We start from the raw sequence: 18,083 nt of genomic DNA, 5'->3' as shown, positions 1-18,083 counted from the left end.
AATTTTACCACAAAGCCCAAAAATGTGCTTTTTAAAATGTTAATTAATCGGTAAAATAGACGACTCATTTATCCACAGATGACATCAATATGCAGACCACACCTCCCAAACCCCTACTCATCACCACAGGCGAACCTGCTGGCATTGGCATGGACATCGTCATTGATACGCTGACCCATCACGCCCACGCCTTGCCCACGCCCCTTATCATCTGTGCGGACAAACACGCCTTTGCCGAGCGAGTGGCACAGTTACAAAAGCAAGGCAAGGCACAGGCGGACATACTGGCGGACATGGCAGTGATAGATGACATCGGTGGGATTGACTCATCTGACCCACGCCCTATCTATCTACTCCATGTGCCTTGTTTTGCCTCTGTGGTCGCAGGTGTGCTAAATGTCGATAATGCCCACATGGTCAAGGCTCAGCTTGACATCGCCCACACACTTGCCACCACTCGCCAAGTCCGTGCCATCATCACCGCTCCCCTACAAAAATCAGTGATGATAGACGGCGGGGTGTGCCTAGACAATGGTGATAAATTTAGCGGTCATACCGAGTATTTTATGCACAAGGCAGGCGTGGACAAGGTTGTGATGATGCTTGCCAATGCCAAGATGAAAGTTGCCCTAGTAACCACGCATATCCCCCTAAAAGACGTACCCAGTGCCATCACACCCCAAGAGATTCGCCAAACGGTGCAAATCACTCACGATGAGATGGTGCATAAATTTGGCATAACCCGCCCCAAAATCCTAGTATGCGGACTAAACCCCCACGCAGGCGAAGACGGACATCTGGGCGATGAAGAGCTGATGGTTATCAACCCTGTTTTGCATGATTTTCGCAAAAACGGCATGGAGATCAGTCTTGCCATGCCTGCCGATACCTTGTTTACCGAGCGACATCTGGCGATGGCGGATGCGGTGATTGCCATGTATCATGACCAAGGGCTTGCCCCCCTAAAATCACACGGCTTTGGCGATACGGTCAATATCACGCTAGGCTTGCCCTATGTGCGAACGTCCGTAGACCACGGCACGGCATTGGATTTGGCAGGGACAGGGCAGGCAAGTAGCAGTAGTCTAAGGCGTGCCATTGACATGGCGGTGATGATGAGTGGGGACGTGTGATAGGGGTTGTTGGGAAACTTTTTACTCTACACTTTCAACATTGACATCACCCTACATCTTTAAACGTGATAATCCGCTTTTTCTTAGACGCAAGCTCATACACATAACTGAGTTTGTCCGCCAGCTTATCGTCATCTAGCAGAGTTTGATAAGCCGACAGGCGAGCGGTTTTTAGGCGTGGGCGTTCTAGACTGATGAGCGGTTCATAACGGTTTCGGTCGTCCTTGCGATACATTAGGCAAAACACTACTTTATCATCATCTTGATGAAAGGACTCTTTGATTTGGCAGGGGGTGTGCGTGATTTTACGCAGTTTGTTGGTGAGTTTGTGGCGAAGTTGGTCGGTGGTGGTCTGCCGTTCGGTGGTCGTTTGGCTTGGGAATTGCTGTTTGTACAGATGTATAAATAGCTCATCACACGCCACACTTATCATCGCAGGCGAGCGTTCTGAGATGACCGCCAGTAGGATACAGTAGAGCTGTTTGGCTTGGTGCTTGGTGATGTTGGGTAGTGATGTATCGCCACTTACAATCGTAAGCCACTCGGTGCGACTGATGAAGTCCAACAAAAACCCGCCATGCTCTACTACCTGTTCATAAAACGCCAAATACGCCCTATGCTCCATATCCATGCCCAGACGTTCACGCAACACACCAAAAAAGCGTTGCAGAAGTATCGCTTCGCCTTGATATGCCATGACTTGATACAAAGGCGGTAGGGTGGTGGTCTCGCCGAATTTATGGCGTTTTGGGCGGGTCTCACTGCCCCATGCCATGATGACGGTATTGACCCGTTCTATCAGTCGTTTTAGTCGGCGTTTGCTGTTGGTTTTCATAGATGTCCTTGATATGATGTGGGCGATGTGATAGGATAATACCATGCGGATGTAGTGTAAAGGTAGCACGCAGGTTTTCAGTGCCTGACATAGGATTTCCCTCCTTGGTGCGGGTTCGATTCCCGTCATCCGCTCCATTTATTGTTACATAGATCTGTTCTAAATTCAATAAAAACAGCCCCATTTTTAACTTTATATCAGTGATTAATTTATTGAAAAAATTTTTAATTTTGATAAAAATCAACACCGTATCACAGGGCGAATGTGACTCGCCCTTACAAATGCACCCAAAGGCATGGCTCATTAATAACACCAAATAATATTTATTCATCAACAAACCCACTTAAAAAATAACACCCCCATTTACAAAAAATCCCCAACACGCCCTTGACAACACACAAAACATTCGCTAATATACAACAAATTTTCACTTTTTATGGGGAAAATTGCATAAACCTGACTCACGCATGATGCCCTTTTGTCCGTTTTGGCAGTTAGTTTGTTACTAATGAGCTAAGACGGGGAGAGCAGACAAGCCGAAGCGGTGGATAGCATATTTCATGGGGTTAAGGGTGTTTGGGCGACTATGACGAAATTCGGACGTGGAACTCCGTCATACAAGCGTAGATTGAACAAACAAGACCGTAACACTTAATCCCATTAGCGCATCATCTTCATCTTGGCGACGATAAAGGCTCTGTCCTAGCAGGTGTCAGGCATAAAGCAATTCTCTTAACACTATGATTTTTAGACATACTGTGCTATCTTGAACCATTCATCGCTTGATGATTGTTGTGCCGTTATCTATGGTGGGGCTATCTGTCCATGCCAGTGAGTCGGTGCGTTATCCATTTAGTAAGCCAAACTCATCTGTGCAGTTTGGAGTGGTCAATCACGGCCGAAAAACAGGCATATCCGCTGACAGAACCACAGACGACACACACGCCATTATCGGTGTGGGCAAATCGCTCGCACACGGCTATGTCTATGGCACAGCGTCCTATGCCAACGAAAATCATCACAATACCGACCTATCCGCCTACGGTGCGTCAGTCGGTGGGGTGTATCTGTCCGAGCGTGCAAACATAGACGCAAACGTCATCGTTCATCGTGGCGATAATAAACACTTAGGCAGTAGCACCATTCATCAGACTCACACGTCAGAGACGACCGCAGGCAACATCAAAACCATCACCACAACGCACACAACCACAACAACCACACGCACCTTTGACGGTGATGTGCGTGGCTATGCGAACGTGGGAGCGACTTTTGATGTGGGGCAACATGGCGAAATTCGCACAGGGCTTCGTCATGAGTTCGGCATGGACAGCGACACACACGCCAACGTCCGCTATCAGCATTACTATGACAGCGACCGCTCTATGGCGTATGTATATGCCGACACTGACTCACGCTATGAGACAGGCATACAGCACAGTATCACAGGCATGCCTATCTCTGTGAATGCTCACCTGTTTCATCATCGTCAAGACGGCAAGAGCGATAACGGCGGTGGCATAGGGCTAACCTATCATTTCGGTGGTGGCTCATCACTGCGTGGCAAGCGTGGCACGGACTCATTGGCACGCATGAACGCCCATGTCCGTCAAGTCATCAGCACCGCCAGCCCCCACAGTGTCAAAGAGGTGGATAGACTCGGAACAGTAGTCGCCAACATAAAAACAGAGACATCTTCAAGCGAACAACAAGAAATCCTTGATACACTCACAGCATTCAAGCAACCAACTATTGTAGTAGAAAATGGAAACACGATTCGTGTAACCGATCACGGTATTATAGATATGGATGGAGTGGAAAATGTAGAATATGTGCTTACAACAGTGGGTGGAACACAAGTCAAGAGTAAAAACGGCGTATTCTCAGGACTGATTGATGGTGAATATACCATCACGACAACTGCCGAGGCAAAAAATGGAAATACAGGAGAATATACACCTGCCATCAATCCAAACGAAGCAAAAGCAACCATTAAAACAGCACCAGTAACGCCAATCATGACACCAGACGAGTTCAATAATATAATATCAAAACTGCCAACAAGCTTGCGAGACTGAAAAACATATAAACAAGTAACCATTGATTTAAAGCCTTATTTGTGAGATAATATAGAAATAACATGATATGAACTGCGACGACGATGATGAGTAGAACTTCCAGATAATCATAAAATCATAAACCTCCACGAAAAAACCTTCACCTTTATTCACCATCCTGCAACCTCCTCAAATAATGAACTAAAATTATTCCTACAAAGTAAAACCAATCCCACACTAAAAACTCAGCGCACCATATTACTACCATCATTAAATCCGTTTTGATTCTAAAAAAATAATATACCGAAAAGGTATATTATTTTTTTAGAAATTTTAAAACTTTAATATCTCATAGATCAATTCAAATATCATTAGTAGAATATTCAAAATTATTTTTTATATATATTTCATTGTCCTCTTCATAAGAATTTCATTTATAATAAATAGTTGGTCTTTTTTGGGCATTGTCACCATCAGAAAGTGAAATATTTGAAACCGCCTCACCATTAATCTCTTTAAAAGTTTTTATAAAATATTCATTAAAATTATTATAAAAATTTTCATTTATTTGAAAATTATATCGAATACTTCTTTGTATTTTTGTTCCGTTGCTTTGTTGAATCTTTCCATTTTTATTAAAGTAATATAAAATTGGATTTTTTCCAGCTTCTTTTATAACCATAGCATACACCTTTTCATCCTGACACATCTGACTTGCATCCATGACATTCGGCCAGAATATAGGATTTTTTGTGTCTGGACAGAATTTTTCATTTTTTTCTATTTTTTGCGGTCAGGCGATATTTCTTTCTTTTTCTATATGATTATTTGTTTTATTCTCGGCGATGAGCGTATTGAGATAGGCAATGTCTTTTTTGGTGTTTTCACGGACAATATCGTCTCTTCCTGCGTATGAGATTTTCGCTCCCATACAACGCTCGCCACCATTGCTGATAGTATTGGCTTTATCAGGATTTTTGATAGAAATCTGTGAACATTCTCACATATTGATGGTATTTCCAGATTTTTGAATTGTTACGGCGCTATCATGATGCTGCGATTGTAAAGCATAGATGCTATCTTCCGTTAAGGCAATGCTCGTTCCACGCACTCAGGCAATAATCTCTCCATGTCGCAATGACGGCCCATCAGGTGAGACAACACGCCCCCAGAGTAGCCCGCGGTCATAACTCGCTTCGGCAAGTGTGCGGATTCCGTCGTGATCTTTGATTCCAGAAAGTGAAATCTTGGTATCCGTTTCTAGACGAATGATAGAATCATCGGCAAATGCGATTTCCAGAGATTTGTCGGTCGTGCTGAGCATGACTTTGTCCGTTACGGTGAAGGTGTCATTTTTTTGAAGATTTTTCTTTTCTTTGGTTTTTATATTTTCAATAATTCCTGTTCCGTCGGTTACACGGACATTCACCAGAATATTAGAAAGTCTTGCACCGCAGATGATTTCTCCATTTTTGTTCACGCCTTTTGCGACTTGATTTTCGCCACAATTTTTCGGAAAATGAATGAAACTATTTTTTGTAAAAATTTTTCAAATTTTATTCGTATTGAGAACGCTATAATCCGTCATTGTTCCTTTATTGATTTTGTCATAACCGTCCGCTCCAAAAAGAGCGATGGGTAGACTTCTTGGAGCATTGCAAGCATGTGTTGATACGTGGTTCTTTTTATGCCAAAATACACTCTACAAAATGAAAAAGTACCACGGTTTTCGTAGCAAAATTCAATTTTGTTAGCTGTATATAAATTTGAGAAAGGATAAGCCGTATAAAAAGCCATGTTAATAAATAACATGGCTTTTTGTGTTTTTAAAATAATTAAATCATGCCGTCATCTTCTGCCATTGCCATGCTGTCTTTATAACAGGTTAATTTGATGTATAAAAATATCCCAAAAACAGCATTAATCACACCTGTGATTAAAAATAATTGAGGGATGGATAATGTTAATACCGTTAAAATGATAATAGAGAAAATGGCAGAGCCAACCATAAATATCGCATTAAAAATATTATTCGCCCCAACAATGCGTGAGCGATGGCTGATGGGAGCATAAGCCTGCATAAAAGCATATAATGGCACGATATAAATACCGCCTGACAACCCCAATAAAAACAAATCGGCAAATACCCGAGTTGTGCCATTCATATTTAACAGCTCGCTGATGGTATAAGTGCCATGGGCAGGGGCATTAATATGAATACTGCTTAGTGATAGATATAAATCCACGGCAAACACGCTAAGACCGATGATGCCGATGGGCAAAAGTTTTAGGCTGATTTGGTTTTTGGTGAGTGTTTTGCATAATAATGAGCCGATGGCAGTACCAACAGAAAATAAGGTTAATAATAAAATCACCACCGATTCATTACCATGCAAAATCACTTTGCTAAATTCAGGGGTTTGGGTTAAAAAAGTCGCCCCATAAAACCAAAACCAGCTATTACCCAAAATGATAAAAAACAATAACGGTAAACCATACAAATATTTGATGATATTAAAACTGGTGCGAAAAATATTATAATCTACGTTTAAATTCGGCTCGTGGGGTGGGACGACAGGGATAAAGCGAGATGCGATAAAACCCAAGATGGCGATGAGTAGGGTCATGCCCGATATCCATACCAGCGAGTTGTTGAGCTGAGTTAAGACCCCCGCCAACATCATGCCTGTCAGGATGGCAAGACTGGTGCCAGTTTGGAACAGCCCATTTGCCCCGACCAGCTCATCTTTGTGCATGACTTCGGGCAGGTAGGCATATTTGACAGGGCCAAAAAAGGTAGAATGCGTGCCCATTAAAAATAACGCCACAAACAGCAGAGGGTATAGCTCAAAGACAAATCCGACCGCCGCCAAAACCATGATGATGATTTCTAATAGTTTAAGTTTTTGGGTGAGTTGTGATTTTTCGTATTTATCGGCGATTTGCCCTGCCAATGCTGAAAACAAAAAGTAAGGCAAGATAAATAGTAAGGCGGCAAGGTTGTTAAGCAAGCTGACCGCAACGCCCATTTTGGCGGCGGCGGTGTAGGTAAGCACCAAGATGAGTGCCTGTTTGAACACGTTGTCATTAAATGCACCCAAAAACTGAGTGGCAAACATCGAGCTAAAACGACGGGTTCTAAATAGGAAGAATTGGGATGCCATGATGTTTTGTGTGTTGATAATGATAATTTAGTTGCTTATAATAGCAGATATTTTTAAAATTTTTAAAATTTATCATGAAAAAAGTTGTATCTGTACACAAAAAAACACGCCTGCTCTTGTGCTTGCATGCCCTGATGGGGGTTGGGGTATTGCCTGCGATAGCGAGCCAACTGTCAGCACCACTGCCCACGGTCAATCCTGATGCGTCCATGTCTGTGGGGGCGGGCGAGACCAATAACAGCGAGCCAAGCAAGACAGATAATGGCGTGATGGATGATGGCAAGCTGAGCGGTACAGAGATGTTGGCAGATGGTCTGCTTGATGATGTGTTTTTTGGGGACATGTCCGCCAGTCAAATGCTGACCACGGCAGAGATTGAGAAAAAATTACAAGATGCCAGTATGGACAACCGCTTTTATGAGACGGCAGATGTCAGTCATGCCGACACCCGCCATGAAGATGGTTTTGCTAAGATTGAAGATGGCGACATTGCCACGCTGGGTACGGATAAAACACCTATCGGGCTGGATGAGAGTGCCATTACCAAACTGCCCACTTATGAGAGTGTGACCGCAGGGCAGGATGAGACGGAGGGCGAGCTTGACCCGACCGCTTATTTGCCCGAGTACGAATATGAGGCGAACACACCGCCCCCACGCCCTGATGCCATCGTCGATGAGATTAAACCGCCAAATCTGGTCAAACGCCTGTACAGCCGCCTGTTCAATGACGGTGTAGAAGCGGTCACTCGCCTAAAAGTCAATGTCTATCACGGGGGCGAGCGTGTGGGCTGGGATACGGCGGTGGAGAGTTTGGATGACTTTGAAGCCCTGCAAGCCAAGATGATGGCAAGACGCATGAACAACGCCAAAGCAACCGATAATGCCGACAAAGTCGCCCGTAAAACTCTAAAATCTGAGCCATTTGCCAACATCGTGACCGCCTTAGAAGAGATTAGTGCTGAGAGTGTGGCGGACTTTGGGGCGTCGGTGGCACGCCTTAGGCAGACGGTTATCACTGCAGGTCAAGCGGTGGGCTATTATGATTTGAATTTTAGCATAGAGCGGGCAGGGGCAGGCGAGATAAATCTGGTCATGCATGATTTGGGCGAGCCTGTCGTCGTGGATAATGCGGTGCTAGACGTGCGTGGTTTGGGGGCGGATGACCCTGCCTATGTCCAAGCCCAAGACAACGCTCCGCTCAAACAGGGCGATGTCTTTCATCATGGCAACTATGAAGCCAATAAGGCGGTTATTGATGAAGTCAGTGGCGAGCATGGTTATTTTGATGGCAGATGGCTTAGTAATTCAGTGGATGTGATACTGCCTGACAATGTGGCGGATGTGAACCTAGTCTATGACACAGGCGAGCAATACCGCTTTGATGATGTGGTGTTCTTTACCGTGGATAAGGATACAGGTCAGCTGACGACCGACCCTGACAAACTGCCTGTCAAGCCCGAAGTGCTACGCAAGCTGGTCACCTTTGAGATGGGCGATGCCTATAATCGCACCGCCACACGCAATCTAAGCAATAACTTACTTGCCACGGGTTATTTTAATGCAGTCAATACCGAGATAGTCCCGCCCAGTCAGACCCCAGAGACGGGGATTAATTTTGAAAATACCACTGCCCGAGCCGAGACGGATGATGGCAGTCAGACGGTGGATTTGGGTGATGGTGTGACGGCGACCATTGACCCGATTGACTTTACCACAAGTGAGATTATCAGCGACAAACTGGCGTTGGTCAAACAAAAAGCCGAACGACTCTATAACGCCCCTGATGACCGTCTGCTTGTCACCGACAGCAGTAAGCAGTCACGCAGTATCCTAGGGCGTATCTCGGATGCAGTCAGTAGCGTGGCTAAGATGATACTGCCCGATGAATCCAGCGATGTTCTGCCAGAGCTACCCGAAGGCGTAGAGTCGCCTGTATTGGCAGGGCGAAAAGGTGGGCAGGATGTCTATGAAGACAAAAAAGTGCCACTATATATCTTTGTGATGTCAGACAAACCCCGAGATGCCCAAATCGGTGTGGGTTGGGGGTCAGATAATGGGGCAAGACTCATTACCAAGATTGAGCACAATCTCTTAAACCGAGATGGCATGCAAGCAGGGGCGGACGTGCGAGTCTCGCAAAACAAAAAGGGCGTGGAGATGTACATCACCCGTCCCATGAGTCATCCTTTAAACGATAAAGTCAAAGCTTCACTGGGTTATGATGAAGAGAAAATCGACCAAGGTGTGGGGCATTTTGACTTATCAAGTAAGACTTTGGAGACGGGGCTAAGCCGTAATATCATCAAGGAAAATGGCTGGAATCGCACCTATTCGCTACGATATCGCCTAGATGAGCTTGAAACCAACGCTCCAAGAGAGACGTGGCAGGATTTGCCGGTGCAGTTTGAAGGTGGCAAGCCCACCCAAGAAGCCCTACTGCTGGGCTATGCCATGAATAAGATGGTGGCGGACAATCTGGCAAATCCCATGCGGGGCTATCGTCAGTACTACTCGTTAGAGCTGGGCAAAGAAGGACTGCTCGCCGATACCGACATGGCGATACTGCGAGCAGGGCTTAGCGGTGTGTATAGCTTTGGTGATAACAGCTACGGCAAAGACCGTCAGCACCAACTCATCGGCAGTCTCAACCTAGGCTATCTGTGGGCGGATGATTTTAATGCCGTGCCGTACAAACTCCGCTTTTTTGCAGGGGGCGACCAAAGCATTCGTGGCTATAACTATGAAAGCCTGTCACCTTTGTCCGATAAAGGCTATCTGACGGGCGGTCAAGCCCTAGCCGTGGCAAGTGGCGAGTATAACTACGAAATCTTAGAAGGCTTGCGACTGGCCGTATTTGCCGATGTGGGTAATGCTTATGATAAGGACTTTAAAAATGACACCAAAGTCGGGGCAGGCGTGGGCGTGCGTTATGCGTCCCCTGTGGGGCAAGTGCGACTGGACGTGGCAACAGGCGTGGGCGAAAAAGACAAATCAGTGAAATTGCACTTTTTTATCGGGGCACCTTTCTAAGAGAATATAAATCATAAGCCCGTTCAAATTTGCATTTTAAATATTCGTGGGCATTGTGAGTGGATGATTTTTTTGGATGGATTTGTAAGGGAAAATTGCAATTTACCCTATATAAAGCTGTAAAGCATTGATTTTTAAGTGAGTAATTTTTTATCTTATGTTCAAATTTGGCATATATTCTTATTTGTCATGATGATTGATTTGCATTGATTTTACATTGAAAAATTGCTCAAATTATGGTTTAATGCACCATTTTTTATGATAATTTTATCGCTTAACGACCACTGTTTGCCATGACTGACCACAAACCCACCGACCCCCAAAATGCCACGCCTGATGATAAGGCAGGGACGGATTTGTCCCATCAGTCAGGCACAAACCCATCACACACACCGCCAAAACCCAAATGGCAGGTGTATCTCATTCGGCTGTTTGTCGCCATTATTATTGTGCTCGTGCTGATTTTTGCATTGCTGTTTTATGCCATTAGTACCGAGACCGGCACCAAATTTGTTTTAGAAAAAATCGCAACCGAGACCGGCACCAAGCTGTCCTACGGCAAAGGCAGTTTGCGTGGGGGCGTGTGGGTGAATGATGTCATCATTGCCCAAGGCGAAGACATGGAGATAAAGGTCAATCAAGCCTATGTCAAATTGGGCTGGCAAGCGGTCTTTGCCCGTCAAGTGCATTTGGCAGAAGCAAGCATTGATAAGCTTGACATCATCAATCACAAACCGCCCACAGGCGAGCCGTTTGATTATGCGACCATTGATTTGCCCGTTAGCCTACGCCTACAAAACACGACCGCAAGCACGGTCAGCTACACCCAAAAAAACAGCAAAGGCGGTTATAAAGACGCCATTTATCTGTATGACATCGCCTTGGTAGATGGCAAATGGGCAGGGACGGATGTGCATATCAAAGGCGGGAGCCTTGATTTTAACCATGACGTGAGCGTGAGTAATGTCAATGGCGAGATTCGTTTGACAGGCGACTATCCGCTCTCTGCCACGGCGGATGTTAAGGTGCCCGCTTTGGATAAAGCGTATTTTGACATACTACACGCCACCGCCAAAGGTACGCTCAAACGCACGCACGGCAAGGTCACCAGTAAATATAATAAACACGACATTCATGGCGAGTTCGTCGCCCAAGGACTAGATGATGGCTCGCCATTTAGTGCCAAACTGTACGTCAATCATGTCGTCCTGCCCTATGCCGAAGAGCAGAACATCACGATAAAAGATGGGATAATTACCGCTGATGGCGTGGTTGAACGCATTGAGTTACGCATGAATGCCGACTTAGCAGGCAGAGACATACCAGCCGGTCGGTATTATGGTCGGGGCGTGGTGCGTGATGGTGGTATGGACATCGAGGCATTAACGGCAGACACCCCAAGCGGACAGCTTCATGCCGATGGCAACATGGCGTGGTCAGATGAGTTCATGATGGATGTGACGGTGCGTGGCGATGGCGTGCGAGTGCGTGAGTTCATGCCTGTTGAATACACCGATTATCAGGCGTATCTGCCGACGGTGCTAGATGGGGCTTTGGATTTTCAATATTTTTATCTGGACAAGGCGACCAATGAGACTCGCTTGGCATTTGACCTAGCCCAAAAAGATGGCGAGCGAGTACAGGCAACGCTTGCCCAAAGCCAAGACAGCCCTAACGCTCCGTGGCGGGTTCATGCCGATTGGCAAAACTTGGTGCGGGCAGGCGTGCCAAACATCGATAACATCAATAGTCCACACGGTACGGCAAGTATTCGCCTAGAAGAGGGGCGAACCTACATCGAGGGCAAGGCGAACATCAAGGCGTTATCGGTTGCCCCTGTGGGGGATTATGACATTCGTGCCAATATCGAAAAGGGCGAGCGGATTCATCTAACCGATTTTCATTATCAAGGCGAGCTTGGGGACTTGACGGGGACGGGGCGGATTGACCTTGCCACGACCAGCACGCCGTTGGCTTGGCAGTTTGATTTGGCGACCGATGGCTTTATGCCGAATGCGTATTTTGACACCCCTGATAAGACCCCGTTTTCACTCATCAAAGGCACTATTCTAGCCACAGGGCGAATGCGTGAAGATAAGCAAAATACCAAGGTAAGGACAAATCGAGCAAGCTCGCCAAAAGAGCCAAATCATACAAGACAGTCGCATGAGATTAACATCATTCGCTCGGACTTGACAGCGACCCTTGCCGATGACAGTACCATGACTCTGTCAGGCGAGGGCAAGGCGTTGGTGCAAATAGTAGGTTCGGACGTTAGTCATTTTACCACTGACTTTAAAGGTAAATTCGGTCAGAGCCTACTGCCTAAGATTGGTACGGGCGATATTTTGCTTGGGGTTCATGGCGACCTAGATAAGATGAACATCAGTACCCTAAATTATCGCACGCCCAAAGGCAGGCTGTCAGGGTCGGGGGTGCTGACACTCGCCCAAGGCATTGGTTGGGACATCAAGGCTCGCCTTGATGAGATAGATACGTCTGCCGTGGTGGATAATACGAGCTTGCTTGCTGTCATCACAGGCGACATGAGTAGCATAGGCAGTTATCAAGATGGCAAACTGGGCAAACTCACTGCCAAATTTGACGGTCAAGTCGCCCATGATGACATCCCAGATGGTCAGCTTGCAGTGGATGTCAGCGGAGAGGATAACCGCTTTGTGGTACATCGCTTAGAGCATACAGGGGAGGCAGGCGAGTTGTCAGCGTCAGGGACGGTGGATGTCGGGCAGATGGCGTGGGACTTGACGGCAAAAATGAATGCCTTGAACATCGGTCGCTTTGTGCGTGACATGGACAGCGAGCTGACAGGGGGCTTTACCACGACAGGGCGATGGGGTAGGGACATTCAGCGTATCGCCATTGATGGCTTGGCTCTGACAGGTGTCATGCGAGGGCAGAATGTGACTGCCACAGGGTCGCTGTCGGGGGAGTTTGATTTGCCTGATGATTTGGGTGGATATATTGGCAGTCTAAAAACCAGTCCTGACAGTTTTGATTTGCAAAGTATTACCGATTTTCAGCGTCAGTTAAAACAAAACACCAAACAAACCCGCCAAATCATCCGTAAGTTAAACGCCGATAAAGTCCAAGTTCGCATGGGCGATAATGTCGCAAGCATGCATGGCAATGAGCAAAATCTCACCACAGCACTTAATCTTACCGACCTAAGTCAGCTCATCCCGAGTGCTCGGGGGGCGATAAAAGGCGGTGTGATTTTGGTGGATAATCGCACCGAGTTACCGACCATTTATGTGGATTTAAATGCCAATGACGTGCGTACGGCGGATGTCATTGTCCAAAAGGCGAGTGTGGTGGGTAAAATTGTCAATCTGGGCAATGCTCCTAGTCAGCTATTGGCTGAGGTCTCAGACATCATCGCCATGGGGCGAGTGGTGAATTCGGCACGATTTGATTTTAAAGGTACGCAGGATAAGCACGAGTTAGCACTGACAACCAAAAATGCTCAGGTGGAGGCACGTGCCAAAGTGGTGGGTGGTTTTAACAGACGAACCAAGACTTATCAAGGCGTACTGGGCGAGGGACGGATGGAGACCCGCTTTGGGCTGTTGTCACAAAGACAGCCGACCGAGTTTAAGATAGGGCTAGATAAGAGCTTACAAATCGCTCCGCACTGTTGGCAGACCAGTAAAACCCATGCAGGCGGTACAGGGTCTTTGTGCCTACAAGACACGCTGGTCTATACCCCCAATGAAATCAAAGCGGATTTGGTCGTCCAAGACCTTGATACGTCCGTACTCTCGCCTGCCATGCCCAGTGATATTTTTTGGCATTCTAAGTTAAATGGCAAAGCCAAAATCAGCCACAAAAAAGGCAATACCAGTCCCCAAATCAATGCCGTGCTATATTCGGATAATGGGCGACTGGGACTGTATGGCGATGATACAGGCTATGTGGAAATGCCCTATGAGCGTATCTCGGTCATCGCCCAAAGCACGCCCACGGGGCTAAAACTACGCGCCGATGTGGCAGGGACGATAGGCGAGGGCTATGCTGATGTGCTGATGAATCCATTCACCGATGATAAGCCCATCTCGGGAGCGGTGGTGATTAATGGCATTGATTTGGCAGTGGTGCGTCCATTTTTGCCGAGCCTAAAAGCCCTATCAGGCAACGTCACGCTCCAAGGTGGTGTGGGTGGTACGCTATCTCGCCCCTTGTTTTATGGTAATGCTGAGCTGACGGATGGGCATTTGGCGGTCATGGATGTGCCATTGGATTTGACAAACATCAACCTATCAGCCCAAGTGTCAGGCACGCAAGCGACATTGGCAGGTGATTTTGTCGGTGGGCAGGGGCAGGGTGTGCTGACGGGGCAGGTGGACTGGCAACAGGAACTCCAAGCCAAAGTAAACATCTCTGCCGATGATTTGACCATCAGCTCGCCCCCTATGGTTGTGGCACAGGTCAGTCCCGACCTTGAAGTGGTGGTTAGACCTTCATCTCGCTATGTGGACATCAAAGGCGTGGTGGTCATACCATCAGCAACCATTCGCCCGCCCGAAGCACAGGGTGATGTCGTGGTTCAGTCGCCTGATGTGTCGGTGCTTGACCGTCGTCTTTCGGGCAAAGTTGAGCAAATTTTGGCAGTGTCTGCCCCATGGAGTATCAATGCCGACATCGGATTGGATTTGGGTGATGATGTGACATTTCGTGGTTTTGGTGCTAGACTGCCACTGGCAGGGGCGTTGCACCTGACCCAAAGCGGACAGGGCAAGACCCAAGCTCGGGGCATGATACAGGTGTCTGAACGCACCAAGATTGACGGCATTGGACAAAATCTAGAGCTTAACTACGCCCAAGTCCGTTTTAATGGCGACATGCTAAATCCACGCTTATCCATTGAAGCTGAAAAAGAAATTGAAGGACAAACAGTAGGCGTGCGTATTAAAGGTACAGCAAATGCCCCAGACATTAGCGTGTTCAATAACGCAGGGCTATCCGAACAGCAAGCGATGAACGCCATCATTACAGGGCGACTGTCGCCATCGGCAGACAGCCAAATCTCTGAACAAGGATTTCGCTCACAGGTCACCAATAACCTAGCAGCGGCAGGGCTAAGTCTTGGCTTATCAGGCACACGTGGACTTACCAACCAAATCGGCAGTGCATTAGGCTTTGAGAGCTTGACGGTGGACGCATCGGGCAATTCAAGCGATACGCATGTTAATGTTACAGGCTACATCACGCCTGATTTATATATCCGCTATGGCGTGGGCGTGTTCAATGCTGAGACCGAGCTGTCCATGCGATATCAGCTGACTCGCCGTGTCTATGTGCAGGCGACATCTGCCACTGAGAACATGGTTGATGTAATTTATCGTTGGAGATTTTAGGTTGGGTGATGGCATTGTTAATTGATTTTAGGTGGTATTGTAGGGGTAAATTGCAATTCGCCCTATCCAAGACAAAAACCAAAAAGCATACCACAGATTAGGGGCGTGCTTTTTGGTTTGGAGTTTATGAAATTTTGATAAATTATTTGGTTAAAATCAAGCGGTTATTGCGTGTCAGACGCAAGCGATATTCTTCGCCCTGATGTTCAATCCGTACCTCCTTGGTGAGAGCGAACAGGTTTTGTGAATGTAGGGTGGGCAAGCGAGTGGATTCACGGTTGCTAAAATAACGAGCGATAGTCATGGTCATGACAAGTTTCCTTATGTTTGGACGGGTTGCGGATATTTTTCCGAGCCGTCTAGCTGATAATAACTATTGGCTTAAAATGATAATTTTATCTAAACACTAAATTTTTACAAACAATAAAAATTATCATTTGTAGATATGATACCAAACTTTCCTAAGATTGCAAATATAAATTGCAAAATTTGGTAAAATTGCTCATTTTTCTGATAAAAGGTATAAATATGACTACCAAATGCGAAACATCCCCAAAAATCACCTCTGTGGCGGTAGCAGTATTACGATACCATGATGAATTTTTATTGGCGACCCGTCATGCTCATCAACATCAAGGCGGTAAATTGGAATTTGTTGGCGGTAAGATTGAATCAAATGAAACACCCCAAACCACCATAATCCGTGAAGTGGGCGAGGAGCTGGGATTAGATATCTCTACCAATAGCATGTGTGAGTTTGGGCAGATTTGCCATGATTATGGCGATAAAATGGTGAGACTATATGTGTATGAAATTGCCCTAACCGATAGCCAGTATCTTGATTTTAAAGACAAAAAATTCGGCTTGGACAATCAGGCTTTATTATGGCTTGATAAAATGACTTTATTACAAAGTGATGAACGGTTTCCGCAAGCGAATCAGCAAATATTGGTATGGTTAGATAATAAATAATAAAATACCCCTATTTTTAAAATAAATAACCCTTGTCAAAACACCCAAATTCCTTTAAAATTTGGGTGTTTTGTTATATTATTCATTCCATTCATAAAAGGATGCCGCCATGAGCATTTATCAAGACCACCTAACCAAACGCCAAACCCAAGAAACCCAAGCAACTGAACTGCTTGTCGCCCTTGCCAAGCTGTCTACCCAAAACGTAAACATTCTGTTTTTTGGTGAGCGTGTGGCTTTGTCGGTATCGGACATTCTAGCCAAGCACGCCAAAGCAGGACTTGACGTGGCGGACACCCTTGCCCTTGCCAAAGAGATTACCGCTACCAACACCACCGCCGATTTGGGACAAGCGGTCAAAGCAGGTAAAAAAGCAAGCGACTTTGCCAATGGCACCGAAATCCCCGCCACGGACGTGGTGCTGTATGGCTTTGGGCGTATCGGACGTATTTTGGCACGTCTACTTATGAGTCGTCCTGCTTCTGACAAAGGCTTGCAATTAAAAGCCATTGTGGTACGCCCCGCAGGAGACGGCGACCTTGATAAGCGTGGTTCGCTATTGGAGCGTGATAGCGTGCATGGTTGGTTTGACGGTTCGGTGGAAATTGACAACGCCAATAGCGGTATCATCGTGAACGGTCGCTTTATCAAATTCATCTACGCCTCTGACCCCAGCGAGATTGACTACACCGCCCACGGCATTGACAACGCCATCGTGATTGACAATACTGGCAAATGGAAAGACGAAGCAGGCCTTGGCAAACATTTGGCAAGCAAAGGCGTCAAAAAAGTGCTACTTACCGCCCCTGCCAAAGGTGACATCAAAAACGTGGTCTATGGCGTAAACCATGACACCATCGGAGGCGACACCATCGTATCGGCAGCGTCTTGCACCACCAACGCCATCACACCAACGCTAAAAGTGCTACACGACACTTATGGCATCGTAAACGGACACATGGAAACCGTCCACGCCTTTACCAATGACCAAAACTTAGTGGACAACCACCACAAATCTGACCGCCGTGGTCGTGCCGCTCCCTTAAACATGGTGATGACGTCCACAGGGGCAGCGTCGGCAGTATCCAAAGCCATTCCAGAACTCAAAGGCAAACTCACAGGCAATGCCATTCGTGTGCCAACGCCCAATGTGTCTTTGGCGATTTTAAACCTAAACTTTGACAAAGCGGTTGGTTCTGCTGATGAGCTAAACGCCTTTATCAAAGCCAAGTCAGAAAGTATTGAGTGGCAAGAGCAAATCGACTACTCAGACAGCCCCGAAGCGGTATCTACTGATTTTGTTGGCTCTGAAAAAGTGGCGATTTTTGATGCCAAAGCGACTATCGCCACCGACAAGCGCGCAACACTGTATGTGTGGTATGACAACGAAATGGGATATAGCACACAGGTGGTTCGTGTGGCGGAAGTCATGGCAAGTAATTAATCGGTTGTTTTATTGTTAAATTGACTATTAATAACAGGGTATTTGTGTTATGCTGACAAATACCTTGTTTT

The 18,083-nt window shown here is 46.4% G+C and carries 13 protein-coding genes; 6 read left to right on the top strand and 7 right to left on the bottom strand.

Annotated elements, in window-relative coordinates; genetic code table 11:
- Nucleotides 1-89: 89 nt before the first annotated feature.
- Nucleotides 90-1,133, top strand: coding sequence for a 4-hydroxythreonine-4-phosphate dehydrogenase PdxA (pdxA, locus tag LP107_RS07310; protein WP_078273245.1), 1,044 nt, complete (start codon nucleotides 90-92; stop codon nucleotides 1,131-1,133).
- Between the two features lie 46 nt (nucleotides 1,134-1,179).
- Here pdxA and LP107_RS07305 read toward each other — a convergent pair whose 3' ends face one another.
- Together LP107_RS07305 and LP107_RS07300 are read right to left on the bottom strand one after the other, a co-directional pair.
- A complete protein-coding gene (locus tag LP107_RS07305; RefSeq protein WP_078273244.1) occupies nucleotides 1,180-1,968 on the bottom strand; it encodes a hypothetical protein in 789 nt (262 codons plus the stop codon).
- Entirely contained in the window at nucleotides 1,892-2,059 is a 168-nt protein-coding gene (locus LP107_RS07300; RefSeq protein ID WP_158079590.1) for a hypothetical protein, read from the bottom strand. Before LP107_RS07300 ends, LP107_RS07305 begins: the two co-directional genes overlap by 77 nt.
- Nucleotides 2,060-2,762: 703 nt before the next feature.
- Between LP107_RS07300 and LP107_RS07295 the strand changes: the two genes are divergently transcribed.
- Nucleotides 2,763-4,046 (top strand): hypothetical protein, encoded by a 1,284-nt coding sequence (locus LP107_RS07295; protein ID WP_162860382.1) that lies wholly within the window; start codon nucleotides 2,763-2,765, stop codon nucleotides 4,044-4,046.
- Between the two features lie 409 nt (nucleotides 4,047-4,455).
- Here LP107_RS07295 and LP107_RS07290 read toward each other — a convergent pair whose 3' ends face one another.
- The 4 genes from LP107_RS07290 to LP107_RS07275 form a co-directional block, all read right to left on the bottom strand.
- A complete protein-coding gene (locus LP107_RS07290; protein WP_143821639.1) occupies nucleotides 4,456-4,749 on the bottom strand; it encodes a hypothetical protein in 294 nt (97 codons plus the stop codon).
- A gap of 69 nt (nucleotides 4,750-4,818) precedes the next feature.
- The gene (locus tag LP107_RS07285; RefSeq protein ID WP_158079589.1) at nucleotides 4,819-4,956 is read right to left on the bottom strand and encodes a hypothetical protein; all 138 of its coding nucleotides are present in this window, start codon (nucleotides 4,954-4,956) and stop codon (nucleotides 4,819-4,821) included.
- 180 nt (nucleotides 4,957-5,136) lie between these two features.
- Nucleotides 5,137-5,505 (bottom strand): hypothetical protein, encoded by a 369-nt coding sequence (locus LP107_RS07280; RefSeq protein ID WP_112742231.1) that lies wholly within the window; start codon nucleotides 5,503-5,505, stop codon nucleotides 5,137-5,139.
- Between the two features lie 355 nt (nucleotides 5,506-5,860).
- Nucleotides 5,861-7,189, bottom strand: a complete 1,329-nt coding sequence (locus LP107_RS07275) for an MFS transporter (protein ID WP_078273240.1) — start codon at nucleotides 7,187-7,189, stop codon at nucleotides 5,861-5,863.
- Nucleotides 7,190-7,263: 74 nt separating this feature from the next.
- On the opposite strand from LP107_RS07275, the gene LP107_RS07270 reads away from it, so the two are divergent.
- A complete protein-coding gene (locus tag LP107_RS07270) occupies nucleotides 7,264-10,221 on the top strand; it encodes an autotransporter assembly complex protein TamA (RefSeq protein WP_228157816.1) in 2,958 nt (985 codons plus the stop codon).
- A gap of 293 nt (nucleotides 10,222-10,514) precedes the next feature.
- Complete coding sequence (locus tag LP107_RS07265) at nucleotides 10,515-15,596, top strand: translocation/assembly module TamB domain-containing protein (RefSeq protein ID WP_078273239.1); 5,082 nt, start codon at nucleotides 10,515-10,517, stop codon at nucleotides 15,594-15,596.
- Between the two features lie 142 nt (nucleotides 15,597-15,738).
- On the opposite strand, the gene hemP is transcribed toward LP107_RS07265, so the two are convergent.
- On the bottom strand, nucleotides 15,739-15,900 hold the full coding sequence (hemP, locus tag LP107_RS07260) for a hemin uptake protein HemP (RefSeq protein ID WP_227514671.1): 162 nt from the start codon (nucleotides 15,898-15,900) through the stop codon (nucleotides 15,739-15,741).
- A 224-nt stretch (nucleotides 15,901-16,124) separates the two neighbouring features.
- On the opposite strand from hemP, the gene LP107_RS07255 reads away from it, so the two are divergent.
- Nucleotides 16,125-16,568 carry an NUDIX domain-containing protein gene (locus LP107_RS07255; protein WP_078273237.1) on the top strand — a complete coding sequence of 148 codons (444 nt, stop codon included), beginning with the start codon at nucleotides 16,125-16,127 and terminating at the stop codon, nucleotides 16,566-16,568.
- 109 nt (nucleotides 16,569-16,677) lie between these two features.
- Nucleotides 16,678-18,012 carry a glyceraldehyde-3-phosphate dehydrogenase gene (locus LP107_RS07250; protein WP_078273236.1) on the top strand — a complete coding sequence of 445 codons (1,335 nt, stop codon included), beginning with the start codon at nucleotides 16,678-16,680 and terminating at the stop codon, nucleotides 18,010-18,012.
- The last annotated feature ends 71 nt before the right edge of the window (nucleotides 18,013-18,083 follow it).

The sequence above is a fragment of the Moraxella bovis genome (genome assembly GCF_025985205.1).
Classification (GTDB): Bacteria; Pseudomonadota; Gammaproteobacteria; order Pseudomonadales; family Moraxellaceae; genus Moraxella; species Moraxella bovis.
This window is presented reverse-complemented; position numbering and strand designations above follow the sequence as displayed.

Coding starts and splice junctions, on each gene's coding strand:
- pdxA (WP_078273245.1), top strand. CDS start 90: ATGCAGACCACACCTCCCAAACCCCTACTCATCACCACAGGCGAACCT.
- LP107_RS07305 (WP_078273244.1), bottom strand. CDS start 1,968: ATGAAAACCAACAGCAAACGCCGACTAAAACGACTGATAGAACGGGTC.
- LP107_RS07300 (WP_158079590.1), bottom strand. CDS start 2,059: ATGTCAGGCACTGAAAACCTGCGTGCTACCTTTACACTACATCCGCAT.
- LP107_RS07290 (WP_143821639.1), bottom strand. CDS start 4,749: ATGGATGCAAGTCAGATGTGTCAGGATGAAAAGGTGTATGCTATGGTT.
- LP107_RS07285 (WP_158079589.1), bottom strand. CDS start 4,956: ATGGGAGCGAAAATCTCATACGCAGGAAGAGACGATATTGTCCGTGAA.
- LP107_RS07275 (WP_078273240.1), bottom strand. CDS start 7,189: ATGGCATCCCAATTCTTCCTATTTAGAACCCGTCGTTTTAGCTCGATG.
- LP107_RS07270 (WP_228157816.1), top strand. CDS start 7,264: ATGAAAAAAGTTGTATCTGTACACAAAAAAACACGCCTGCTCTTGTGC.
- LP107_RS07265 (WP_078273239.1), top strand. CDS start 10,515: ATGACTGACCACAAACCCACCGACCCCCAAAATGCCACGCCTGATGAT.
- hemP (WP_227514671.1), bottom strand. CDS start 15,900: ATGACTATCGCTCGTTATTTTAGCAACCGTGAATCCACTCGCTTGCCC.
- LP107_RS07255 (WP_078273237.1), top strand. CDS start 16,125: ATGACTACCAAATGCGAAACATCCCCAAAAATCACCTCTGTGGCGGTA.
- LP107_RS07250 (WP_078273236.1), top strand. CDS start 16,678: ATGAGCATTTATCAAGACCACCTAACCAAACGCCAAACCCAAGAAACC.